Genomic DNA, 25,990 nt, shown 5'->3' with positions numbered 1-25,990 from the left:
TTCTTATGACTCAACAAGCTCAAACCTCGGCGGGCCAACCGTCGCCGGTGATGCGTTGGCTCGTGTTGCTGTTTGTTAGCATGGCAATGTTTGGCAACTATTATATTTATGACGCACTTGGTCCTGTTTACGACTTATTGCAACAAGACCTAGGGTTTAGCTACGACCAAATTGGTCAAATTACCTCGGCATATAATATTGCAGCTTTGCTAGTGCTACTGCTTGGCGGTTATATCATCGACCGTTTCGGTACAAAGAAAGCTATTTTCTTCTTTGCGGTGGTGTGTTTACTCGCTTCGGTACTGAGAACCGCGTTTCCGCATTTTGAAACCATGCTAGCCGGACAATTCTTGTTGGGTATGGGCTCCGAGCCATTGATTGTGGCGGCAACGGCAACGCTAGCGAAATGGTTTAAAGGCCGTGAACTTAGTTTAGCGTTTGGTTTAAACCTTTCTATTTCGCGTTTAGGTTCTTTTTCTGCAGACCAATCGACCAATTTCGCTAGCGGCTTGTACTCAAATTGGCAAGACCCACTTTGGTTAGCTACAGGTGTTGCCGCAGTTTCGGTAACCGCTGCCATGCTTTATTGGATGTCTGAGAAGCGAGCTGAGAGTCAATATGAGCTTGGTGAAGCTGAAGAAACTGAAAAGCTAAAATGGTCAGACATTTATAATTTCGGACGCTCGTACTGGTACGTGGTGGCGTTATGCGTGGTGTTTTACGCTACTATTTTCCCGTTCCGTAGTTTTGCTATCGACTACTTCCAACAAGCACACGGTCTTTCTCGCCAGGCTGCGGGTACACTAAATAGCGTACTACCAATGGCTGCGATAATTGCGACACCATTGTTCGGGCTGCTCATCGACCGTGTCGGTAAACGAGCCGTATTTATGATGGTCGGTGTTGTAGTGATGGCACCACTCTTTATGCTTGCCACCTATTTACCACCAGGTCCCGCTATCGATTTAGGCTTTGGTGAAACGGAAATTATGATTCCGCTAACGTTGATTATTGTGATGCTATTGTTCGGGGTTGTGTTTTCACTGATTCCAGCTGCGATGTGGCCTTCAGTGGCCTACATTGTGGATGAGCGCAGAATAGGCTCTGCTTATGCACTGATGACATTCTGTCAGCAAGTGGGGTGGGCGGTCGTACCGCTAGTGATAGGTAAGCTTAATACCCATTATGGTGCTAGCCCAGACAATATTGCAGGTTACACGCCTGGAATGTGGTTCTATACGTTCCTCGCGCTATTTGGCTTGTTCTTCGCCTTTAAGCTTTGGGTAACGGAAAAGGGCCCTCACGGTCATGGTTTAGATACTATCACTGCAAAAAGTTCTGCCGAGTGAGAAAGTTAGCGCTACTCGCGCCATTACTGTTACTTCAGGGCTGTGTGGGTTTAGCCGTTGGAACTTACGGAACATACGAGCATGCGCAACAGCATGCTCAATTAGTACGTGCAGAGATTATCGCACGCCACGGCGAACCTGACCGAATTAAACGTCAGGGCGAATGTGAAGTGCTCTCTTATTTTGAAGGGTATAACTGGCAAGGAATTGGGGCATTTGTGGCGGTGGTTCCTGTTCCACTTGTAGCGCCAACGAGTCGTCAAGAGCGTCGATTCTATATAAAGAGTGGGAAAGCGGTTGCTGAAGTACGTGAGTTCGGAGAAGTTAAAAGCGTATATGGATTCATGTGTGGAAGTAATGAATGCGGATTTGTTGCAGGTCCTGCTCATCCTGAATTGACCGAATCAGTAATGGTTCGACAATGTGATGAATAAAAAGAGCCGCTTTGAAGCGGCTCTTTTTGTATGAGCGTTAATTAAAGCGCGGCGTAGTCAAACACCCAGTTAATATACATTTCCGTACCGATTTTTAATGCATCTTCGTCGGCATAAAAGAATGGTGAGTGATTACTCGGTGCAGTTGCTGGGTCTTGGTCTGGCGGAGTAATACCCAGAAATACGAATAGACCCGGAGTTTCTAGTGCGTAGAACGAGAAGTCTTCCGCACCTGTCACCAGCGCATTTTCTTTCACGTTATCTTCACCAGCCACTGCTCGCATTGTCGGAAGCATTTGTGCGGTGAGCTCAGGGTTATTAATGGTGACTGGGTAGCCCTCATCAATATGCACATGTGCTTCAGCGCCACTAGCTGCGGCTGTGTGCTCGGCGGTCGTGGTTAGGCGCTCAAAGATAGATTGGCGAATGTCCATGTCGAAGTTACGAATGGTACCTTCTAAATACACTTCGTCGGGAATTATGTTGTTGCGAACGCCGCCTTCTACGATACCAAAACTCACTACGGCTGGCGCTTTAGTGATGTCTACTTGGCGGCTTACGATGCTTTGAACATTGGTAATAATTTGTCCCGCAGCAACGATAGGGTCTACACCACCCCATGGGCGTGAACCATGAGTTTGTACACCTTTAACATTGATCTCGAACCGGTCTGAAGACGCCATAAGCGGACCTGAGCGATAACCTATAGTTCCTGTGTTTCCAGCGCTCCAAACATGGATACCAAACACTGCATCTGGCATCTGTTCGGCAAACAGGCCTTCCTCTAGCATCAGTTCTGCACCACCTTCTTCACCTCGAGGTGCGCCTTCTTCTGCTGGCTGGAAAATAAACATGACTGTGCCGGCAATCTCTTCTTTGTGCTCAGCTAGATATTCAGCAGCTCCCATAAGCATAGCTACGTGCAAATCGTGTCCGCACGCGTGCATTACGCCAACTTCTTCGCCACGATACTCGCCAACTGCTGTTGAGCGGAAAGGAACGTCGGTTTGTTCAGTGACAGGAAGGGCATCCATGTCAGCTCGCAGTGCAACCAACGGTCCTGGCTTTCCACCTTCTAGAATGCCGACTACACCGGTATGAGCAATACCGGTTTGAACTTCAATACCCAGGCTTTCCAAGTGCTCCGCAACCACGCGAGAGGTTCTAAATTCACGGTTACTGAGCTCTGGGTTTTGATGAAGATCTCGACGCCAAGTAATGACTTGCTGTTCGAGTTGTGAGTCTATTCTTATTGTTTCATTAGCAACGCTTGGGGCACTTATGGCAGAGCAAGCGGAGGTCAATGTAATGGCGGCAGCTAGGGATAACTTTTTAAATGATTGGCTTTGCACGGTTAAAACTCCCGAGTAATAGTGTATGACCCAGTATGGCAGTAAATCTCATAAAAAAACCAGTGCGGGCTGCACTGGTTTTTATTAGATTTCGGTATGAGTTAGAGCGTTTACGGAATACGCTCAAATACCGTAATGCCTCGCAAGGTTTCTTCGTTCGCGGTTAGCCATGCGCTAATCATTGCAGCTACCCCTTCAGCTTCAGGGCCAACAAAGGTGCCTTGCAAGCTGCCTCCGCCGAATACTCCAGTTCCGTCTAGAGTAATTGGTGTGTAGTTAAATAGAGCGAAAATATCCGCCTCTAATGCAGAAAGCGAATTACCGGCACCGAATTGTAAATCAACATCAAAGGTTTCGCCCGTGAAGTCTACATATAAAGAGCCGCCCGTTAACGCACTGAAGTTGCCATTTTGCGTATTAATTAGCCCGCCAGAACCACCACTAAGCGCAAATGTTGCAGAGCCAATTTCAGACTGCAAAATTGGCAGCATGGTTACGTCGGTCGTGTCACTCACCACCATATAGAAGAAGCGGTCATTAGTATCCAGAGGGTACTGAGTATATTCGTCATAAGACTCCTCTAGCTCATAAGAGTTTGGCGCCCAATAACCCCATTGCACCTCTTCCTGTTCAACCCCGCCAAGGGTGTCTACGTATTCAGTTCCACCGTCCCAGTCGGCGGTTGGATTTTCTGAAATGATATTAAATAGATATCCGGTACCTCCATAGAATGCCTCTCCGGAAGATACTAAAACCGGATTACCGTTCTGGAAAATATCGAAGAAGGCACTATTTTCACCGGTGTCTAGTGCGCGATAGCCCATGGAGTTATTAACCGCGAATACCGCAGGGCTTTTACCCACGTAGTAGTCTGAAACTAATGTGTACGAAGGATCGAAGCCTCCACCGCCACCGCAGCCAGAGGCTATATTAGTTTCAGTATATCCAGGCATAGATAGTAAGCAGCTAAGGAATGCGAACTGACCATAACCTGTTACATGTTCAGAACCATCCAAGAAGTCGACATAAAGTCCTGCAAGGAAGGAGTCTAAGCCCCAACTCATATCACCTGCGAACGAGCCATAAAAACGTGCGTCGTTGTAATCTATGTCTGAACCCAGATCGTTCAGGGCTATGAAGCCTTCATATAATTGCGCCACAGAACCACTGCCTGTTAGGTATGAAGGTGTCATTGCCGTGTCGTAGAAATACTCTAAGCTGACCGAGATTTGCTCTGAAATAGATTCAGCATCTAGATCGAGCTGTAGGTGACTACCGGCAAGAAGTGCGAACGTGGCATTGTTTGAAAGCTGCATTCCTGTTCCTTGGAATAAATCAAACTGCAAAACGCCAGAGTGGTTTGCGCCGGCAATCGTCTCAACCATGTAAGAACTGCCAAGTGTATTGTCGGAGAACAGATACGGCATATCGGCACTGTTGTCCATTTCATCGCCCCATTGATTGAGCAATGTATAAGAGCCACCTTCCCAGATACCTAAATGAATTCTGTTTTGAATATTTGAATCCATGAAGCTTAGGTCATATGTGTCGTAGTACAGAGGAATTGCAAATTCATCAACCGTAAAGGTGTACGCTTGGGTTTCTACGTGGGTCGGAGCAGAGAAACCAGCACTCACTTCTTCGACGACTGTTGTTCCTTCCGATGCCATTTGGGCAAGCGATCTGTCGAGAATACCCGCATTGGTTAAATTCATACCTGGAATAGTGGGTAAGTTGGTAAACGAACAGTCGTTGTTCAAATAACAATGTGCGAATGCAATCGTACCCATACCAAAGTCGGTTTCCTCACCAATCAAGGAAACTAACAATGCCGCAAGTAAACCACCGACGTTCTGATAGTTGTTCATGTTGCCAATGGTGCCGGCTCCGATGTTTGTCCCGGTAAGTTGACCAAATATTCTAGCGGTATCCACAATAGGATTGGAGCTTTGATCCGTAAGCTCAATAAAGTGATTATAAAGCGCTTCGATATCACCAGTTCCTGCCAGCTTGTGGATAAAGTCGAAACCCTCTCCTGAGTACGCGACGTCTATTTGGAACGAGACAGTGTTGTTGATCGGATCGACTGTTACTGAACTGGAAGACTGTGTCGCCAAGTATTCACCTGAAGCAAAGTGAACGGGGGTTGCTCCGAGAAGTCTAAAGCTCATTGGCCCCGTGTAACCGTCTAATACAACATCCGCATCTGCAAAAGTATTAAGGTTGAAAGGGTCAAAAGTAAACGCGTAATGGAATGGCCGGCTACCAGAACCGTTGAGAGGCTCGAGGTAATCGCTATCACCTAGGTCATAGAAGTTCCAAGTACCCGTATCGTAAAAGCCCCAATAACTCGCCTGACCAGGTCCTGAGTTTGCATGGTAAGCACTGCTGAGGAACATATTGGTGTTTGTGGGGGTATCCTCTAGCCTAAATACGCGATTTTCATCGGCAAGCTGTTCTGGATGCCAAACACTCGAGCCAAGCGCGTCTTCTGTGCTGTAAAACTGACTTCCAATAGTTGCACTTGGGAAGTAGCCATAATCCATGAGCCCGCCGTATGCTAACTCCACTACCTCTTCTTCGCAGGTATTGCCCATCCAACAATACAGGAAGTAATGGAGGCCAAAACCGTGGGCATTGTTACCTGAAGCGTCTTTTATAGCTAAGAAAAGGCCCGTTAAAAGCGCATCTATCCCGGTCTCTTCATTTCCAGTTAATGCACCATACATTCTGGCTAGCTCTACGATTTTGTTGGCAGAGCTCGTTTCTTCGAGCTCAATGTAACTATTGTAAAATTCTTCGACTGAACCATTGCCGAAGAGTGTGCGAATAATTTCGAGCTCTTCTGCACTGTAAGTAAAGTCGAGCTCGAAGGTTACCGACTCAGCGTTTACATCAATGTATACACGGCTGCTTTCATCGAGCGCTATTACTTCGCCATTACTCAAATTAACGCCAGTTCCACCACCGAGTTTAAAGGTCATGGTGCCTTCAGCAGAATGGTTCGCCAAAACGGCAGTTTCGACTTCGCCAGGAGAGGATAAGGTTTGATCAGAGAACAGATAAGGGAAGTAATGGTCGTTAGTTACACCGTTACCGTTACTATTAGTAAGTGTATATTGCTCCGGAGAGAATAACCCCCAACTAATTTCTGTGCTGCTGTCTTCGTTCCATTCACTGACCTGAACTGTTTCTATAACATCGGGGTCGCCGCTTGCGTTAAATGTTAGCTCACTGTTCTGAAGGTACGTCGGATAGGTGCCACCTGAACCAAGCGCGGCAAAATTGGAGTTACTCAGGTCTCTTTCTCGCTCCAAATAGCCAGCAATAGAAAGCCCTGTGCCTACGTTGTTGCTTGGGTCTGAATTCGGTATATCGCACGAATTCCCCATCCAGCAGTAGAGGAAGTAGAACATGCCAAAGCCGTCTACTGGCTCGTTGCCGATTAGCGAGACATAGAGACCTGCGAGAATTGAGTCTATGCCTGAGCTCTCACTACCGCCGAAGATACCGTATAGTCTTGCAAAATCGACTATTGCGCTGACTTCTTCTGCTTCACTGCTCGTTACGATGATTTCTTCATCTAATCGAATATAACTGTTGAAGAAGTCTTCAATAGAGCCGCTACCTTCAAGGAACCGAGCAACAGAGCCGCCTTCAGCGGTGTAACCAAACGAGAAAAAAGCATCCATTGAGTTGTCGCTGAGGTCTAGGGTAAGCGACGACTCAGGGCCAACGTTAAAGAATTCTCCATTACTTAAGAATACGCTTTCACCACCTCCAAAACGAAACTTCATGGTCGTTTCTGTACTGTGGTTATTCGCGATAGCCGTCTCAACGGAATCAACGGTACCTAGCTGTTCGCTAGCATAAAGGTAAACAAATGGTTGAGTCGTGGTTCGTTCATATCCTGCGCTGTCCACGAGCGAATAACTGCCAGCATCCCACACACCCCACAATATACGATTGCTGCTGTTTAGGTTCCAGTCACTCATGCTGAAATCTACAAATGATAATGGGATATCCTGATCATTGATGTTGAAATCTTCACCAACGAAGATTAAGTCTTCGGATTCAAAGCCAGTAAAATAGAAATTGTTACCTTCGCCAGTGTAAGTTAAGTGTGTTGCCCCATTACCAAGAAACCCTGATAAGGTTAATCCGGTACCATATTCATCAACGTCAATAGGTGGTGTGTATGCGAACACTCCCGTTCCTGCATATTGATTATCATTGAAGGTAGCTTGAATAAGCGCCATTAAGGCTTCCATATTGGCCCCGGCAAAGCTACCTGCTATCGAGCCAGAATCGAAGTCTTGTCCCTCTAGGGTGATTGAGGCTCCGTTGTTTAGGAATGCCCAAAGATCATCAACGCTCCCTCTAAGAGTGACCTCGTTATTGTCATTATCGAATATAAACAGTAGGCCGAGTGATTCGTCTTCAAAGTCAACACTTATCTGACCCTCTGTCATTTCCATCACGCTACCATCAGACTCTGAAACTAACCCTGAGCCTGCTACAAACTCGTAATTTCTGACGCCGATTGAAGGTAACTCGTCGGTGTAAGACTCAGTGACTAAAATGTAGTGATAATTTGAAGACGTGCTGAGCGGATTGATATCGTTAAAGGTTGCTCCATTTTCGTATAAATCGTAACTGTCTGCTTCCCAGTACCCCCACACGAAAAACAGTTCTGAATCACCTACGTTAAGTGATGTACCTCGTTGTTCGAACAGGCCGAATCCGTCTGAATCCAGTGCTAAGAAACTAAGTTCTTGTGACTGATTTAACTGAGCGAGTAACCTTAGCCCCTCATCCATGTAGCTGTTCTGTGCGTTAGACCTTACGGTTGTGCCGAGGTTACCGCCTAACGTCGCAGCGGACTCCATATCATTATTCGCTAAGCTCTCGGAAGAGCCAACGGCAGGGCAAGGGAAGTTCACTACACAGTCATACACAAAAGCCAGCATGCCATAACCTTCAACTTGCTCTTGGGTTTCTTCGTCTTCAAAAAGGATAAACAAAGAGGTAAGAATAGAGTCTACCCCCCATTCGTCGGAACCGCTGAATGCTGTCACAAGACGAGTGCCGTCGAAATTAAATCTGGAATTTTCTCCGGCTAAAGTTAGCGCGATAAAGGTATTAAATAAGTCTGCAAAACTGGCTTGCCCTTCAAGGCTGCCGTCAAACTCTTCGATGTCGTAGCTAAAGTCTATGACCACTTTAATCTCTTGAGATTCGGTATCTAAAGAAATATGCGAGGTAGAGCCAATGGAAAAGCTATTGCCGTTGCTCAGGGTCACGCCAGGGCTGTCAAATAGGCTGAAAGTAAGGTTTTGACCGGTGTGCCACTGCGAAACTATATCTGTAAAGTCATCGCTAGCGATTAAGCTGTCAGTAACCAAATACATAAAGTCGAATGGCGTTTCAACGGTTTCACCGAGCGAGTCATATAAAGTGTAATAACCATTCGCCCAACGAGCCCATTGAATATTTGAATTTGCGTTGTAATAAGCGCCTGTCGGACTGAAACCACCTTGGCTAAAGTTGTCCGGGCTTAATGCAATTAACCCCTCGAAGGTGAGACTAGATGTACTGTAAAAGTCGAGGATATTGCTTTGGCTTGGGAACGTTGTTCCTTCTGCAAGCTCTGCAAAAATACCGTACGGAGAAAAGTTCGTCCCCCATTCCGGCAGATCTTCTGCTACTTCATACGATTCAAATACACCTGTTCCGCGGAAGGTTTCATCGCCTAGAGATGCTTCAAGCATAGCTATTAGCGCATCTAACCCTTCGCCTGCAAAGCCACCAAACATACTGGCCGAATCAAACGGCCCATCCTCAGTTACCAATGTGATGCCTTGCTCATTGTTGAGGAAAGCAAGTAAATCTAGGTTAGTACCTTCCAAAATAGCTTCAATTTTGTTTTCGCCTTCCCCTTCCTCAAAAATGAGCACCACACCCATGGAGTTTTCGTCAAAGTTTACGGTTATGTCACCCTGTTGGAAGTCAAAAACACGATCGCTGCTATCAGATACTAGTCCTGAGCCACCAACCATTTCAAACTGCATCTCTCCAGTGGCAGAGGGCGAGGTGTTTATACTCTCAGAAACCCAAATGTAGTGGTAATTGGTATTGTTATCGAGCCAAGTTGGCACTTCATTTTCAGGGGTGTCATAAATTTGGTAAGAGCCTCCGAGCCAATGACCCCAGAAAACGTTGACACCATTGATCGTTACGTATTCACCTAAAACCAGTCCTTCTTCTTCTGTTAATAGTACTCCTGATGTTTTGTCAGCGTTTTGCTTGGCTACTACAGTACGAATACTGTCCCAAGCTGATTCTCCAAAAACAGACAGAAAAGTGTTTGCCGAGTCTGTATGAATTGTCACTTGACCGTTACTTCCTAAATATTCTGAATTCGGTCCAGCATTTTCACCGGGAATGTAGGACTCAAAATAAGGACAAGGGAAATTCACGATACAGTCGTTGACAAAAGCTAACATGCCGTAGCCTTTGATTTTGTCCTCTATGTCTGATTCTGGGTTTTGCAGTTCAACTTCTAATGCTGCAAGGAATGCATCTAAGCCCCATGTTTCGTTGCCGCTAGGAACGAGCCATAGCTTACCATCTGCTAAAAGTACGTTGCTTCCACGTTCTATTAGCCTAATATAGGTATCAAATAGCTGCGCAAATCCAACTAAGTTACTCATTGTGTAATTAGCTTCGAAGGGTGAGAAGCCGAAGTTAATGACAATTTGTACAGTCCCGTGCATTGCTAGATCGGAAACAACATGAGTGCCAACAGATATGTAGCTGTCCTCGCCAATGTATAGCGACTCCCCATTACTCAATGAAATACCAGGGCTGTTAGCTAAGCTAAAGCGCAGATTGCTAGTGGTTCCAGTACTAGTGCTATTAAATGTATCGTTGAATGTGCCTAGGTCAGTAATCGGATTATTGGTCAGTAGATACATAAAATCATGGCCGGTATCTACATCTTCTAGGATCGAATTTACAAGTTCATAGTCACCATAAGCCCAACGCGCCCAGTTAATGTCTGAGTTAGAGCCAGGGTAATACTGGTTTGTGTTGAAATAACCAGATTCGAACGTTTCCCCACCGTCAAAGCGCAGAGCAGGGGTGCTGTAGTCTCCTATAGTGAATTCACCTGTTGGGGTAATGTCACCGCCCGCTAGAATGCCGAAAATACCATATGGGGAGAAGTCTAAGCCAAACTCGGGTAGCGGTTCTGGCTCGGGCGTATTCTCCTCTATATCGTCCTCACCTTGGTTAGTGTTCGCGTCGTCTGGTGGTGTCGTAGTTCCGCTATTTTGGTTGCTAGGGTTGTTATTAGACGAGCTTGAAGACGAATTACTCGTTCCACTGCCGCTGTTGTTATTGTTATTACCGTCGTTATTTTTGCTGCTGTCGTCGTTTTCTTCATCGTTTTCATCATCTTGCTGCGTTTGTTGGCTGGCAAAGTAATTCACAGCGTCATTTGAAGCAGGGGCCGGCGCAGTGTTCTCATTTTCTACATATACGGTTTGCCCCGCGTTAACTAATTGAGCTCCTGAATTATTAACTACTTCTACGGAGCCGCTTTCAACTTGAAGATAAGTACCTGAGGCAAGCTCTGAATTGCCAGAGCCCTCTGGAATATGAACAATAGAAAGCACAGTGCCACGAATACCCATGGTGGCAACTGGGGTTTTGAATTCCACATTTTCTGGGCGCGCTTGGCCAATTGCACCTGTCATGGCGCGTAAGCTACCGCGAATGAGTTGTGTTGATTGACGGCCGTTTTCTGGATTGGTTTCGTCGTAGGCATAGTTTTCAATGAGAAACTCTGTTTCTGGGCGTACGGCTATCAAACTGTTGTCGGAAAAACGTATTTGCGCACTGGAAGCCGTGCCTGTGATGAGTAAATCTTGGTTAAAAAGGTCTTCACCGCGTGAAGCGCTCGTGGTTTCTTCATTGCGTGTGATTTCTACAGTACCGTGGGTAAATAAGAGCTGGCCAGCCGTTTCGGTGTCGCTCTCTTGAGCGGAGACGGTACTTGAAAAGCAGGCTACAACAATGAGGCAAGAAGCTAAAAACACCCCGACATGGTTTGCTCTGTATGCGTTAAAAAGATTAGAAAACATAGCTTATGCTCCCTTGTACGAGGTTTTGGTCTAAATCAAAAAAGTTGACCGTTGAGTCTTGCTCGCGAACTTGTGCGAAAAATGTGGTACGCCAGTGTTGGTTGATATCCCAGCGCCACTCTAGCCGCAGTCGATAACTGTCGTCTTCGCGAATAGCCGCTTGCCCGCGGTTAAATACAGAAAATCCGAGTTGGTCGAATTCTTTGCGTTCATAGCCAATACTGGAAGAAATTTGGTGGCTAGCATTGAGTGCCCAGTCTGCCGTAAGCGACAAACTATAATTGTTAGCAGCCCCACCCTGTCGAGTAGGCTCTCTGCTCATTGTTTCCCAGATAGCTTGGAACTGAGGTCTTAGGCGAAGTCGCTCGGACACGGTGTAAATATAGCTAGCATCGATGTCCCAGCTGGTGAAGTTATTGCGCTGTTCTGCGTGATTATATTCGCTATACCCTAAATCAACGTTAAATATTGAACGCTGAGACAGGGCTTTCCGAACGCCTACGGAAACACCTGAGTGAGTACGGTAGCGGTCGTTGTCTAACCAAAGCTGTGCTACTTCTGCGCCGAAGCGAAGTTCGCTCGTCATATCAATTGGCATGCCTACTGTGGCAGCAGCTTGCACTATTGTAGTGTCAAAAATACTTGCTTCACTATTATGATTTTTACGCGACTGCCCGGTTGCACTTGTTTCTAAGTAAGAACCGTCCTCTTGGTTCCAGCGTTTGTAATAGACACCACGAATGGTGTTGTACATGGTGTCGTCGGCCTCTAATACCGCTATACCTTGTAAAATAGTACCTGCAAATAAGTCGAATGAATCTGGGTAGTTTAGAAAGTTGCTGTCGTAACCGGTGTCTAGTGAGAGCATGATCATTTGCGGGTCTTGGTTGGCTTGCTCTCTTCGCTCCGCAATAACTTCACGAAATCTACGCATAGCAATACGTGCTTGTGGTGGTGCATTTAAGCCGCCTAAGTAATCGAGTTGCCGCTCTGCTGGCGTAAGTTGGTTAAGTTGAATATAGACCGCAACTAGCTCTAATCGCGCTCCTGCGTGACGTGGTTGATTTGCAATAACACGTTCTAGTGCGACTGAAGCTTCGAAGGGTTCACCTGCCCGAAATGCAGTAACGCCAAACCAATAGTCGAATTGAGGGTTACCCGCGAATTTAGACTCTTGCTCACGGAATACGTCAAAAGCGGCTTGAGTTTGCTCGCTTTCTAACAACGCTCTGCCCTCTGATATAACTGAATTTACAGTCTGTGCATAGCTAGGGACGGCCCACAGTGCAATTACTGCAGCAATTGCAAAAGCGCGAATATTCAACATTCTAAATGCCTGCCTTAAGTTTTAGAAAAGCGTAGTCGTGTGTAGCAACTAAGAAACTTCACTAGCGAAAAGCAGTGAGCTAATACAACGAGCGTTAAGAATTACACCCTGACATTGTTCTTTTCACACTACCGTCAAGTAGCGTAGTTTTGTTTAAAATAATTTAACAATTATAGCTAAAACCCATTTTTCAACAAGAAGTTGACCAAAAAATGACAGATACTTTCAAAAATATGGAATAAATCGTTCAGCTCGCTCGTTTATTACATACTCACAGAAAATTGAGGTGACATTTTGAAATCAGATCAACATCCGTGGTTGCAATGGTATCCGGGCGCTTTAGCGCTGGCTCGTCAAATATTGAATGGGTCAGACGAGGCTGCGGATATTGTGCAAACCGCCTACTTGAAAAGCTTTCAGAATGTTCGCCTTCCTAACGAAGCCAAAGCTCAACGAGCATGGCTTCTTAAGGTAGTGAGAAATGCTTGTATAGATGTTTTACGCGGCCAAAAGAAGTTTGCGGACAGCGAGCAGAATACTGACGTGGAAGTGGATTGCTCACCAGAGCAGAGCTGGCTTCAGGATTCGCGAAAGCAAAGGGTGCATCAAGCGTTAACAGCGCTGCCTATAGACATGCGAGAAATACTGGTGTTGCGAGAGCTTAATGAGTTGGCTTACGACGATATTGCAAAAGTGCTAAGGATAGAGCGAGGCACGGTAATGTCTAGATTGCACAGAGCTCGAATGGCACTGCGTAAAAAGTTACAAGGTTTGGAAAATGAGCGAGGTGAGGTATGAGTAAAGCCATTCAATGTGAAGCGATAGAACCTCTATTGTCCGGCTTTTTGGACGACGAGTTGTCGCAGTCAGAGTCGCAGCGCGTAGCGTTACACCTTAAGCGTTGTGAAAAATGTTCAGCCCTACTAGCGGAGCTTGAAACCGTGCATACAGATTTAAAAGAGACATTACATGAGCAGTCGGGTCATACAGCAGCCGAAATTGAGCAGCTCGACAAATTATTAAACGACAAGCCTTCGAAATGGCTAGGCACAACTGCTTGGTTGCTCGTGATTTTAGGAGCGTTAGTTGTGGGTGGCTATGCCATTTGGGAGCTTGGTTTAGCGTTATGGCAAGACACTTCGCAACCGGTATGGTTACGCGCCTCGATTGCTGCGTTATACCTAGGTTTTGCAGGTCTCTTTGTAATGGTTTTAAGACAACGTATTAAAAGTTTAAAAACAGATAAATATAGAAAGGTGAAATTATGAGCCACGTTATGATTAGTACAACGGAAACAATTGCCGGTAAGGACATTGAGGAAACTTTGGGTATTGTTCGCGGTAACACGATTCGTGCGCGCCATGTGGGTAGAGATATTCTTGCGGGTTTAAAAAATATAGTGGGTGGAGAGCTACACGACTATACTAAGCTTATGGCTGAGGCGCGTGAGCAGTCGATTGACCGAATGATTGACGAAGCTCGAGATCTTGGAGCTGATGCAATTGTTGGTGTTCGCTTTGCTACGTCCGTAGTGGCTCAGTCCGCAGCAGAAATCTTAGTGTTCGGAACTGCGGTTAAGCTCAAAGACTAATGCTTGCTAATAAGCGAACCCATTAAGTTCCACAAAAGGTATTCTCTATTTCTTGACCGCGTTGTGGAGGTTGAGCAAATGAATCGTTCACCAAAGTGCGGTTATATGGGGTTGCGAAAACTTCTTGCAGTTGATTAAACAGTTTTAGTGACCCTGAACTTTCTACCTCTTCAATAGCTTGTGCGATGAGGTGGTTACGAGGAATAACAGACGGGTTAGTGGCTTGCATAGTCGCCACGGCCTGTTCTTCTCGAATATGAAGGTTCTTCAGCCTTTCTTTCCATTCTTTTAACCATGCTTCCCAGCTTTCGTTGGCAGGAAATAGATTTTCTGTTTCGCCCTCTTCCAGCAGAGCTTCCAGCGCAAGGAACGAACGTGTGTAGTCGAGTTGGTCTGCTTCTAATAACGACAAGTAATTGTCTATAAGTTGCACATCTTGCGTAGCAATGGTTTCGACTTCGGGCATTCCCAGCTTTTTAAGCATTCCGCTGTAATAAGCTTGTTCGTATTTTGGCTTGAATTGCTGAATGACGCTCTTGAGTTCATCAACAGCCTGTTCCTGACTTTCACGTTGCGGGATGTGAATAGTGAGCAAGCTCTCTGCAAAGCGTGATAAGTTCCATTGAGCAATAGCGGGCTGGCGCGAGTAGCGGTAGCGTCCATTTTTATCGATAAAGCTATAGAATTGGTCCGCTTTGAAGTCGTCCATAAATGCACAGGGGCCGTAGTCTATGGTGTCGCCTAAAATGCTCATGTTGTCGGTATTCATTACACCGTGAATAAAGCCAATTTGCATCCAGTGCGCGATTAGCTGAGCTTGTTTGTTCACAACTTCATCAAGTAACGCTAACGCGGGAAAAGGGGCATGCTGGAGCTGGGGGAAATAATGCTGAATGACAAACTCGACGAGTTCTTGGGTTTTCTCTGCACCACCATGCGCAGCAGCATATTGAAAGCTTCCTACCCGCAGATGGCTTTGCGCCATGCGAGTTAATATAGCTCCAGGCTCGGGGTCTTCACGATATACCCAATCACCAGTGGCAACAGCGGCAAGAGCACGGGTTGTTGGAACTCCTACTTTATGCATATATTCGCTGAGCAAGTACTCTCGAATAACGGGCCCAATAGGAGAGCGTCCGTCTCCTGAGCGTGAATAAGGGGTCTTCCCTGCGCCTTTAAGCTGCAACTCCCAATAATCACCGTGGCTGTCTTTAACCTCGCCCAAGGTGATAGCGCGACCGTCGCCTAACTGTGGATTAAAATAGCCGAATTGATGGCCGGCATAAGTGGCTGCGAATGCTGTGCATATAGGAAGTTCTTGGTTACCTGCAAGAATGTCTAAGGCTTGGCTTTCTCGATGTTGATATTGGAGCTCTTCGGGTAACTTAAGTTGTTGAGCTAGGTCTTGGTTCCATACCATCCATTGTGGTGCTTTCACTGGCGTAGGTTGGCATGGCTGCCAGAAAAACGACGACAAATTCAAAAAGCGCGCCTGTTGCGACATGATTGCTCCTAGCTCTTCCTCTTTGCTCTCTCTTTAAGTTCTTTCCTTAAAGAAAGGAATGCCTTAGTTTAACATGCCTGAATAATGAAAAAATGAGACTTAAACTGATGAAGTTGTTTTTAGTGTACTTGGGTGGTTCTGCGCCTCAAGCCAACATAGAACTGCACGACGTACGTTTTGTGGTCGGTGAAACGATAGAAGACTGTTATCCACAGCTTCGAAAGCAATGGTTTGGTACGCAAAAAGGTTTGCATTTAGATAGCTATGTGCAACTTCATCATGTTGATGGATACAAGATTGAATTAAAAAGCGACCCTAGCGAGCAAAGCGAAAGACTCTATTTCGTAAACTTTGGTGGGTACAAGCAAGGTCAATTAGCCGAAGCCCATGAGTTTATGGTGTGCGTGGCGCGTTCGGTTGAGGAAGCAAAAGCGTTGGGTAAGCAGCGACTGATGCTGGGCACAAATATGCCTCATAAAGACAACTTGTACGCACTAGACGACTTACTTACGGTAGATATGCTGGAAGGCTGGCATGTTCACTTGCACAAAGACGGAAATACACAAGACCTTGTGCCGGATTGGTCGGGTTATGAAGTGATTGCATAACGAGCATTGGTGCTGATCTACAGCTAGGGTATACTAAAATTATAAAAATAAATAAGTTTACGCCTAAAACAACATGACAGACTTTTCCAAAAAAATAACCGCAACACGTCCAGTAGCCTCAAATGACTTTGACGGTGATGGCAGCTTGTTGCGTGCATTTGAAAGTGATCGTGGGCGTATTATTAATTCAGCGGCCATCAGAAGGTTGCAGCAGAAAACACAAGTATTTCCACTAGAACGTAATGCGGCGGTACGTAGCCGGCTGACACACTCTTTAGAAGTCCAACAAACTGGGCGATTCATTAGCCAGCAAATCTTTCGAGAGCTTCAGAAAACAGAGGGTGCGCTAGAGCAATATGGTTTAAAGAACCTGAATCGCGAATTTGAATCGTTGGTAGAAATGGCTTGCCTAATGCACGACATGGGTAACCCGCCGTTTGGTCATTTTGGTGAAGCGGCGATTTCTCAGTGGTTCGAGAAAAAAGTAAAGTACCTAAAGGCTTTTAAAAAAGACACATCTAATTCCCAGTTATTTAAAATTGAACTTGCTAACTTTGAGGGAAACGCCCAAGCAATACGTTTGATTGCAAACCTACAGCGGTTGAATTTAACGTACGCGCAAGCTGCCTGTGTTTTGAAATACACCCGTGCTGCGAGCGAGGCTAAACCAAAAGATGGCGATCCGTTCGATTATTTGAAGAAAAAGCCGGGTTTCTACTATTCAGAAAAAGAATATGTGAAAGCATTGCTGAAGGCCTTAGATATCGACCCAGGACATCGCTTTCCTTTGACCTATGTTATGGAAGCGGCAGATGATATTTCCTACTGCCTCGCAGATATCGAAGACGGGGTCGACAAAGACTTATTGACGCTGAAAGAACTGGTAAAACTGCTTAGCGAAGAGTTTCAGAAGCAATGCAAGCAAGACCCCAATGCACGACACTTCAATGGTTTGAGCTTCAATGACATTGTGCAGCAAGCGTTAGAGGCCGCGCAGCAAGAAAGCATTAATAAGTCGCACGTTTTCTTCATTAAATTGCGAGTACTACTGATTTATCCACTGGTACACCATGCTGCGAAAGAATTTGTGGGTCATATTGAAGAAGTTTTTGACGGTTCCTTGAACCGCGCATTACTCGAAGACGGCTCGCCAGAGCATGCCGTTATTGAAACGCTAAAAAAAGTTGCTAGACGGCATATTTTCTCTACCCCGGAAGTAGAAACGCTAGAGTTGCAGGGGTATCAAATATTAACGGGTGTATTAGAACACTATGCGCCTCTGTTAGAGCTCAGCGAGAAGGACTTCACACTACTTTTAGACAGCAATGCCAAAAATAAGCCGCTGCGCGAGAGTCGTCTATTCAATCGCTTGCCGAATAAGCACGTGAAAGCTTATGTGGAAATGAAAAACAAGAAACATGACGACCCTGAAGTATGGGAGATGTATTGTCGCTGCCGGCTATTGCAAGATATGGTGAGTGGCATGACTGACCAATTCGCGTTGGACGAATACAGAACTTTGTCTGCAGGTGCAGTATCTTAATTTAAGAATCATAATGGAGTAGAACAATGAAGCAGATAAGCTTGAAAATGCTAAGCGCAGCGGCACTTGCCGTACTTATGAGTGCTTGCCAAACGACCACAGAACAAAGTTCTGCTCAGTCTATTGAGCGCCCACCTGCGGTGCCAAGTAATACACAAACACAAGATTGGTTTTGTGCAAGGCTTCCGGTGTCTTCTACGGCAGGTCGCTCGTCTATGGAGTTATTCGTTCGTGACCAAGTTATTTCTCTGGCAAGTGTAGAGTCTGCTTCAGGTGCACTTTACCGTTCGCAAGACGGTACAACAGAGTTTTGGAATAAAGGTGATGAAGCAACGCTGACGCTTGAAGGTCAGGCATTACCGACATGTTATGTTCAGGGGAAGCTACCGCCTAACTTTGAAGCGCGTGGCAATGAGCCTTTTTGGAGTATTCGTTTTGCACAAGGCTCGCTAGAGTATCAAACACCAAGTACTCAGTCTGTGAGCAGAATTCAACTTGAGCAGCCTTTTCGCTCTCAGCATGTCTTAACCTCGAACACGGCCGACGGCTCTTTAGCGTTAAATATTACGCGTCGTGTCTGCCATGACTCGATGACTGGTTTGCCCTTCCCATACGAAGTAGAAGGAACCATTGGCCAGCAGTCGGTAAAAGGTTGTGGTGGCGACACGCAGCGCATGCTTCAGGGTGTGGAATGGCATGTAAGTGAAATCAATGGCAATAGCACAGGTAGCGTGATTGCTACGATTTCATTCCTCCCCGATGGTCGCGTGGTTGGGCAAACAGGTTGTAACCGTTTCTTTGGTGAGTATCGCTTCTCTGGAGAGGGGTTAGAACTTGGCCAGTTAGGCATGACACGAAGAGCTTGTATGACCGAAGTTGGTCGCATTGAACAGCTTTACATGCAACAACTTGAACGTGTAATTGGTATTGAAATAGACAGTGTTGGCGCGCTTATTCTGCGTGGCCGCGACGGTTCGATTCGTGCTTTTGCGCTGTAATGAACGACAACAAGCAGCCGTAGTAACTTGAAAACAACTAGGAACGTATTGGCATGGCTCAGTTAAAACGCATTATTCTCATTCATACGCATTTACCAGGCGTGGTAGAGCTTAACCTAGACGGTCATGCCAATATATGTGGTACCAATGCTTCGGGTAAAACCACTTTGCAGCGTCTTATCCCGGTATTTTATGGTGAACAGCCAAACCGAGTGGTGCCCAAAACCCGCAAGAAGTTCGATGAATTTTATCTTCCATTCGACAACAGTTATTTGGTTTACGAGTATGAAAATGGCCATGGCAATATGTGTCAGGTGGTTTTAACTCGTAAGAATGACGGCGGTGTTGAGTATCGCTTTGTTCCTGCGCCATACAGTCCTGAACAATTATTGAGTGAAAGCAAGAAGGGCGCGGTTGGCGTGAGTCAAAGTGATTGGCTTGCTCGATTACAGGAACAAGATTGCAAAGCGACGTCCAAAATAACGGCAACTAGCGAATATAAAGCCATTATTCAGAATGACTTTACGATGATGCGAGGGCAAAGTCGTGACAACTTGAAAATGCGCCAAACGGCAGCTAGGTTTGCCCTGTGCAAAAGCCCTCAGAAGTTACGCCATATTGAGAAATTGGTGAGTGCTGTTCATGCGAAGGAAGGGAAAATGGACACCCTTCGCACCATGTTAGCAACCATTTTAGAAGAAGAAGGGAATCACCAACCGACCCAAGCTATAAAGGCCACTAAAATTCGTCAGTGGCTACAGCAAATGCGGTTGTTTAAAGGCCTTTCCAGCTTAGAAAAGCAATATCAAGCTATGGGTGACTTGGTGACCGAGTCGCAAGACAACTTGTCGGAACTATGGCAACTGAAACCCTTATTAGAAGATGATGCGAACGACTTAAAAACACAGATTGCTGAAGCCGAAGCGCTTGTGTCTGGGTTAGAAAAAGAGCGTGAAAGCTTTAGAGATAATTTTGACGAGAAAAAGTCGGAACTCAGCCAGAAAATAACGACCGATGAGCTCAAGCTTGAAGAAACAGAGCGATGGCTTGATCGTAATCAACGTCAATACGACGATTTTGTTGAGCAAGACATGAGTGCCATTGCTCGAGATTATGAGTCGTTACCCGACCTTCGTGAATCTTTAGAAGAAACCCAAGAAAGCTACCAACTGTTAGTTGATGCTCATGCGAGTCAGCAACAAGCGTTAGATCAGCAAAAACTCAAGCTAAGAGAGTCACTGGACCGACTGGTGAAGAGGAATCAGACGCAAATTCGGGGTGTAGATGAGCAGCAACGTGAAGAGAAGCGCAAACTTGAGTCTGAGCAGTCGAATATTAAGCAGAAATTTGAGCGAGAACAGCAAGAGCTGCAAGGTCAGCTGCAGTCTGAAATTGAAGCGCTGAATGAGCGCTTATTGCGTTTGAAGGTCACTTCTGAAGCGGCGAATTTAAGTGCCGATGAGCAGTTACAAATAGCAGAATATGAAGCTCGTATTGAAACGATTCAAAATGATCTCGATAGTGCCCGCGAGGTATTGAGCGACCATGAACGGGCATTACAAAGACTGAGTGAGCAGCAAAGTAACGCAGACGCCGCGTTGGCAAATGCTCGTAAAACATTCAATTCAGCGCAGCAACATGAGAGTGCATTGCAGGCACAAGCGAATCCTGACGAGCGTAGCTTGAGGTTTTTTCTGAACAACGAAGTTAAGGATTGGCACCAAGGCGTAGGTAAGGTTCTCGCAGAAAACCTACTAGCACGGACAGATCTACAGCCGAAATTAGCCAAGAAAGCCGCGAACCAGATCCTTGATATTGAACTGAATTTAGACAGTGTCGATGCGCAGCCATTTGCGCAAGCTGAAGCCGAGCTTGGTAAGCAGCTGGAGCATGCGCAAGAGCAGCGTGAGCAAGCCGAAAAGCAGGTAAAGGAAGCAGAAGCAGAGCTGGCGAGTACTCATGCAAAGTATAAGGAAAAGCAGGAAGCGCAAACTACCGCTAAACATCAGGTGAAGAAACTTGAGCAAGAACGGAATTACGCGCGTGAGAGTAAACAACGGCTTGTGCAAGAATTAGAGCTGAACGCGAAACAAAGAAACAAGTCGGCGGCGAGTGAGCTGCAAAAGCTCGAGAAGCAGCTGGTAGAGCTTCGCAGTGCAAAAGATGAAGAGTTGGCAGAAAGACGTCATGGCTTGGAAGCCCAGCTACTAGAGTTAACTGCAGACGCACAAGAGAAGCTTGCTGAGTACGATGACAAGCGGCAGCAGCTAGAAACGCAAATTGACGAGAAGCGCAGTGACGTTGAAGCGAAAGTTAAGGCATTAGAAGTCGACTTTGGTGACGAGCTGGCGCAACAAGGTATCGACAAGAAAAAGCTGGCAAAGCTCAAAGAAGAAAAAGAAGCATTGCAGCAGAAAATTAGGCAGTTGGAAGGAAAGCACGACGTTTTAAGAGCTTTTCAATTGTTTATGGCTGAAGATTACGAGAAAACTCGCCCTGAAATGTTGAACCGAGAGCGTGAGTTGCAGCAGTCTTTACGAGCAAATAAAAGAGAGTTAGAGAAGGTTGTAGCAAGCAGTAAAGACAGCTTGCTGCAAATTCAACAGCGGTTACAAGAGAGCAAGCAAACTAAGAAAGATGCAGAAAACCTTCTTAACTCTGTTACGCCATTCATGTCGCAGCTCCATAACTTACCTGTGGCAGAGCATCCTAATAAAACGAAATATGACCAGTTAAGTGTTGAAGAGCGTGTACACCGTTGCTCAGAAGGTTTAGCTACCCGCGACAGAGTGGAAAGACAGCTTAAAGCGCGGTTAGAACAGTTTGAGAGTGCGCTTCGTAAAGACGCAACACCAGACTTTTTAGATACCATCGAGCAGCAGCTTGGTGGGCTGGAAGACTCTCTCGTAGGCCATGATGTGTATGGCGTGTTAGGTGGCTTGTTAACACTACTTCGCGACCAACAAACACAAGTGGTCGAGCAAGGTCGTACTATTGGTAATGCTCTACTGAACTTCTTCGCTATTTTTGAAGACATTAACCACCGTGTTGAGCAGTTCAGTCGTAGACTAAGCCAGGCGGTGAGAGACGACTTAGAGCTTGATGAAGTTGAGAAGTCGGAAGTACGAATTTCGTCGACTATAGATGAGCTTGGATTCTGGGAGCCATTGAAACGATGTGCGAAACATATTCAGGCTTGGCGTGATTCGGGACAAAGTTTACCGAGCCAAGCTTATATGGACAGCCTGGCAGAGGTAGCGGAAATGCTGCGCGCAGATCAGGAGTATGCATTAGAGTCTTTACTTCGCATTGAGCTGCATTTGCGAGAGGGTGGCACAGACCTCGTTATTCGCAACGACCGTCAATTACTTGAGTCGTCTAGCCATGGTATGGCGTACCTTATTTTGTGCAAATACTTACTCGCATTCACGCGCTTACTGAAAGGCGAAGCCGACACACGAATTCATTGGCCAATTGACGAAATTGGTACCTTGGCGTACCACAATGTGGAACGACTTTTCGCTGCTTGCGACAAAAACAAAATTGATATTGTGGGTGCGTTCCCTAATCCGGAGTCCGACGTACTCATGTTATTCAAACATCGTTATTTAATTGAAGTAGACGGTGCTGACAGCAGTAAGCGTGTCCTGAAACGTATTGAACCCCGCGTGTCGAAACTAAGTCAAAAGCTTAAGCAAGCGAGACAGGAGGTAGAAGCATGATGCCTTATGGATCTTTAGTGGAGTACCTCTTGTCTGGACAGTTCGTGTGTGAAGTGACTGCGCCAGAAATGCACCAAAAGCTTGCACAAGATGACGTGAGAAATGTAATTGATGAATACTTGCGTCCTTTGAATCGACGCGTTGCGCAAAGTGAAGATGGTGCGGTGTATTTCTTGGCCTGGAATGAGTTAACACCTGAAATTAGAGAGCAATTAAAGCAACAGTTTTCTACCACCATGCATGCACTATTGCCATTGCTAGACTGGATGCAAATTGTTCAGGAGTCGTTAGGTAAAGACGGAACCATCGCCCCGGGTGACACGATCAAATTGCATGAGTTTGTGCAGAAAACCGAAGACCACCAAGGGCTTCGACAGCGATTTGGTCAACTTGCCGCTGACAAGTTCTTTAACTCCCAGGCAGAGCAGCTGGATGCGCAAGCGAAAACGGTATTTAAGCGCCTGAAAGAACATGGGTATTTAACTCAGCCTCATGCCGATCGCCAGTATTACATTGCTACCGGAAAAGTAGACTACTTAATTGAATTAGTGCGCTTTATTAAAGACGAAGAGAACCTTCCGGTGGAAGAAAGTTCTACGCAAGAGGAGCTATGGTCGTGAGCTCTGGCTTACAAAACCAAAAAATGCTGGAGTTAGGTGGCGAGCGCCTCAAATTGTTAGGTAACCATGCCGAGCTACTTATGGATGCCTACATTCGGGGGGAGTTCGACGAAGCCGCCGTAGGTGAGCGTGTTTTACAAAAGCTTATTCAAGCGCGAATTTTATGGCGACCTGACGATGCTTATGGTCTAAAGCTGCGCCCGCAAATCGCCAATATGATCGCGGGCTTAATTGCCGACGAAAGCAGGCGACAAGCGCACGCTGATGTGAGTGGTGAACTCGACCGTATTGAAGCGACAGCAATAAGCTATACGGAAGCTCAGCACAAAGGTAATTATAGTTACGCTGATTTACAGTTACAGCTCCTTACCGAGGCTGTATACGACCTTACCGGACAATTTGAGGAAGCCATTGATAGCCTATGGCAACGCTTAAACTCACACTTTGGTTTCGTTGCTAGCTTGACGGACAAGATTCGGGAAAACGAGCTTGCGCACAAGCAAATACATCGCTTACTTGAAGGCTTGGAACTCGTGCGTGTTGACGAAATGATTACGCTTGCCGGAACAAGCAGTGAATTGCGTAAGTTATTGGTGGTGTACCTGAATCAAAAGCTAAGTGTGCACCATGCGAGCTTGCTTGCCGTGCAAGAGCGCATGACCGAGTTGCTTACGCGTTTTCGTGCACAGCAAGAACGCTCGCTATTGGTTGCGGGAATGGCAGCGTACTTGCGACAACATCCAGACTTCGAACCGGGTGACTACAGCTGGCGAGCGTCATTGCCTGACCTACTGAATCAAGCGAAACCATTGGTACCTGCGGTTTCAGTTGCTATAGACCGCGCCACAGACGCCGAAGCTATGGCAGAGTTGGTTAATGAAACTCCTGTGCGGCCCACGCGGATAAAGCGTCTGCAAGAAGTGCGAACGAAGCCTACTGCAATAGCGCATGGCGAAACCGCTGCTCTGCAGGTGAAACAAGAGCGACTAAAGCAAGATGTCGAGTCGTTCTATTTGTCTGTGTTAGCTGCTGGAAAAGGAAAGCCTGTTCGGGCACTCGACTATCTCGCGCAACAGGGTTTAGATTGGGATGGTGAAATATGGCTGTATCAGGTGATTTCTGAGTATCAAGGACTTCCGATCGAAGAACGCAAGCTGTTCCGTTTAACTTACAGTGAAACGCCAATGTCTTACTTTAACCAAGTTCAATTAGTGAAAGATATTGAGTTACAGTTTATGGCTGATGGCGCTCAATAAACTCCACAAGCTGCTCAATGTTAAGTGGTGGCGACATTAGGAAACCTTGTATTTCCTCACACTCTAACTCTTTCAGCTTTAATGCTTGCTCTGTTGTTTCTACTCCCTCAGCCAGAGTTTTAATATTCAACGAGCGAGCCATGGCAATAATAGCTTTGACGAGTTGTAGATCATTCTCGTTTTCGGTGATTTCCTGGGTGAAACTGCGGTCGATTTTCAGTTCGCGCACAGGTAACTTGCGGAGCACACTTAGCGAGGAATATCCCGTACCGAAGTCGTCGATAGAAATACGAATACCCTTGTCGCGAATCTGGTGTAGCAACGGTAAAGCTTGCTCAAAATTTTCCATTAACGCTGTTTCAGTAATTTCTAACTGAATGGTTGACCAATCTCCTTCTAAATAAGAGAAGCGTTCAAAAAAACGGTCCGCACCGGTTATATGGTCGAAGTCTCGCGCTGAAATATTGATAGAAACCTTTGGAATAGCTTTTGCCTTCCCTAGTAGGTCATATTTCTTAAGTTCTTGAATTGCTTGTTTGCAGACAAAATCAGTAATGGGGTGAACAAGCCCAGACTGCTCAGCAAGAGGTATAAAGACGTCTGGTCGCACGCTTGTTTTACGTTCGCGGTGCCAGCGAACCAAAACCTCGACGCCAGTAATTTCTCGTGAACTTAGATTAAATTGAGGCTGATAGACTACCGAAAGCTTCTCCTCGCTTATTGCTGTTCGTAGCTCTGCAAGCATTTCTAGCCGGCTTTGCGCCTCTTCACCATAACGGTGGCTATACACCCGTATTTGTCCGGCACCTAAAACCTTTGCTTCCTCTAGAGCAAGAGTGGCTGCGGTTACTAGCGACTTTAATGAAGAGCCATCTTCTGGAAATGTAGCGATACCTATGCGGGCAGAGACAGTTAAATCAGGTGAAGCCGGAACGGTAAGCTTTTCTAAGTTGGACTGGAGAGTTTGTAGGCTTTCAAAAACATCAATTTTTTGATCTTCGGAGATGGCAATAGCAAACTCGTCGCCCGCGAAGCGACCGAGCAGCGCTGAATCGGAGAATTGTTCTTTCAAAGACTGAGCGACTTGTTGAAGAATGTTGTCGCCAATTTGCTGCCCAGCGGTATTGTTGACCTGTCTAAAATTGTCGAGGTTGATGAGTACCAGAGTGCAGTGGCCATTTTGCCCACCAAGTCTTTTTATTAATTGTTCTAAGTGGTTACGAAACATATGGCGGTTGAGTAACCCGGTCAATGAGTCGCGCTCACTCAATGTTTGTTGATACTTTAAACTTCCATAGGTAAGAAAAAAGAATAAAACACCAGTGAGTAAAACGTAGAACCAGCCTTTGTAGGTTTGCACTTTAGATAAAGTCTCAACATCACTCACAAATGACGCGACAATACTGTCTGAGAATAATATCCAGAGCACGCCAAATGTGACGTAAATCAATGTGATACGAAGTGCAATGCGTCGCGGTGACATGGAGGCCTATCCTTGCATTAAAACATTCTTGAATGTAGCAAAGATTGGGTATTGTT

The 25,990-nt window shown here is 46.0% G+C and carries 16 protein-coding genes; 11 read left to right on the top strand and 5 right to left on the bottom strand.

Annotated features, from left to right (window positions below; genetic code table 11):
* The first annotated feature begins 5 nt into the window (after positions 1-5).
* Positions 6-1,349 (top strand): MFS transporter, encoded by a 1,344-nt coding sequence (locus tag DQX04_RS10170; protein WP_111915821.1) that lies wholly within the window; start codon positions 6-8, stop codon positions 1,347-1,349.
* Complete coding sequence (locus DQX04_RS10165) at positions 1,346-1,783, top strand: hypothetical protein (RefSeq protein WP_111915820.1); 438 nt, start codon at positions 1,346-1,348, stop codon at positions 1,781-1,783. The genes DQX04_RS10170 and DQX04_RS10165 overlap by 4 nt, the downstream gene beginning before the upstream one ends.
* Before the next feature lie 41 nt (positions 1,784-1,824).
* On the opposite strand, the gene DQX04_RS10160 is transcribed toward DQX04_RS10165, so the two are convergent.
* The 3 genes from DQX04_RS10160 to DQX04_RS10150 form a co-directional block, all read right to left on the bottom strand.
* Entirely contained in the window at positions 1,825-3,135 is a 1,311-nt protein-coding gene (locus DQX04_RS10160; protein ID WP_243699895.1) for an amidohydrolase, read from the bottom strand.
* Positions 3,136-3,245: 110 nt separating this feature from the next.
* Positions 3,246-11,282, bottom strand: a complete 8,037-nt coding sequence (locus DQX04_RS10155; RefSeq protein WP_111915819.1) for a FecR domain-containing protein — start codon at positions 11,280-11,282, stop codon at positions 3,246-3,248.
* On the bottom strand, positions 11,272-12,609 hold the full coding sequence (locus DQX04_RS10150; protein WP_111915818.1) for a hypothetical protein: 1,338 nt from the start codon (positions 12,607-12,609) through the stop codon (positions 11,272-11,274). The genes DQX04_RS10155 and DQX04_RS10150 overlap by 11 nt, the downstream gene beginning before the upstream one ends.
* 294 nt (positions 12,610-12,903) lie before the next feature.
* Here DQX04_RS10150 and DQX04_RS10145 point away from each other — a divergent pair, with 294 nt between their 5' ends.
* The 3 genes from DQX04_RS10145 to DQX04_RS10135 are packed head-to-tail and all read left to right on the top strand — an operon-like array spanning position 12,904 to position 14,200.
* Positions 12,904-13,407 carry a sigma-70 family RNA polymerase sigma factor gene (locus tag DQX04_RS10145; RefSeq protein WP_165831980.1) on the top strand — a complete coding sequence of 168 codons (504 nt, stop codon included), beginning with the start codon at positions 12,904-12,906 and terminating at the stop codon, positions 13,405-13,407.
* Entirely contained in the window at positions 13,404-13,877 is a 474-nt protein-coding gene (locus DQX04_RS10140) for an anti-sigma factor (RefSeq protein WP_111915816.1), read from the top strand. Before DQX04_RS10145 ends, DQX04_RS10140 begins: the two co-directional genes overlap by 4 nt.
* Positions 13,874-14,200 carry a YbjQ family protein gene (locus DQX04_RS10135; protein WP_111915815.1) on the top strand — a complete coding sequence of 109 codons (327 nt, stop codon included), beginning with the start codon at positions 13,874-13,876 and terminating at the stop codon, positions 14,198-14,200. Before DQX04_RS10140 ends, DQX04_RS10135 begins: the two co-directional genes overlap by 4 nt.
* A 22-nt stretch (positions 14,201-14,222) precedes the next feature.
* Here the strand turns inward: DQX04_RS10135 and DQX04_RS10130 are convergent, their stop codons facing one another.
* Positions 14,223-15,704, bottom strand: coding sequence for a YdiU family protein (locus DQX04_RS10130; protein WP_111915814.1), 1,482 nt, complete (start codon positions 15,702-15,704; stop codon positions 14,223-14,225).
* A 107-nt stretch (positions 15,705-15,811) separates the two neighbouring features.
* Between DQX04_RS10130 and DQX04_RS10125 the strand changes: the two genes are divergently transcribed.
* The 6 genes from DQX04_RS10125 to DQX04_RS10100 all read left to right on the top strand — a co-directional run bounded on the left by DQX04_RS10125 (position 15,812) and on the right by DQX04_RS10100 (position 24,451).
* Positions 15,812-16,312 (top strand): DUF1543 domain-containing protein, encoded by a 501-nt coding sequence (locus DQX04_RS10125; protein ID WP_111915993.1) that lies wholly within the window; start codon positions 15,812-15,814, stop codon positions 16,310-16,312.
* 73 nt (positions 16,313-16,385) lie between these two features.
* Complete coding sequence (gene dgt / locus DQX04_RS10120) at positions 16,386-17,855, top strand: dGTPase (RefSeq protein ID WP_111915813.1); 1,470 nt, start codon at positions 16,386-16,388, stop codon at positions 17,853-17,855.
* Positions 17,856-17,881: 26 nt separating this feature from the next.
* Positions 17,882-18,853, top strand: a complete 972-nt coding sequence (locus DQX04_RS10115) for an META domain-containing protein (protein ID WP_111915812.1) — start codon at positions 17,882-17,884, stop codon at positions 18,851-18,853.
* Between the two features lie 53 nt (positions 18,854-18,906).
* Positions 18,907-22,575, top strand: coding sequence for an ATP-binding protein (locus DQX04_RS10110; RefSeq protein ID WP_111915811.1), 3,669 nt, complete (start codon positions 18,907-18,909; stop codon positions 22,573-22,575).
* Positions 22,572-23,195 carry a hypothetical protein gene (locus DQX04_RS10105; protein WP_111915810.1) on the top strand — a complete coding sequence of 208 codons (624 nt, stop codon included), beginning with the start codon at positions 22,572-22,574 and terminating at the stop codon, positions 23,193-23,195. Before DQX04_RS10110 ends, DQX04_RS10105 begins: the two co-directional genes overlap by 4 nt.
* On the top strand, positions 23,192-24,451 hold the full coding sequence (locus DQX04_RS10100; protein ID WP_207916347.1) for a hypothetical protein: 1,260 nt from the start codon (positions 23,192-23,194) through the stop codon (positions 24,449-24,451). Before DQX04_RS10105 ends, DQX04_RS10100 begins: the two co-directional genes overlap by 4 nt.
* Here DQX04_RS10100 and DQX04_RS10095 read toward each other — a convergent pair.
* The gene (locus DQX04_RS10095) at positions 24,429-25,934 is read right to left on the bottom strand and encodes a bifunctional diguanylate cyclase/phosphodiesterase (RefSeq protein ID WP_111915808.1); all 1,506 of its coding nucleotides are present in this window, start codon (positions 25,932-25,934) and stop codon (positions 24,429-24,431) included. The genes DQX04_RS10100 and DQX04_RS10095 overlap by 23 nt on opposite strands.
* Positions 25,935-25,990: the final 56 nt, after the last annotated feature.

The sequence above is a fragment of the Aliidiomarina sp. B3213 genome, assembly GCF_003290085.1.
In the GTDB taxonomy this organism is placed as follows: domain Bacteria; phylum Pseudomonadota; class Gammaproteobacteria; order Enterobacterales; family Alteromonadaceae; genus Aliidiomarina.
The sequence above is the reverse complement of the archived record's forward strand: the minus strand, read 5'-3'. Positions and strand labels throughout refer to the sequence as shown.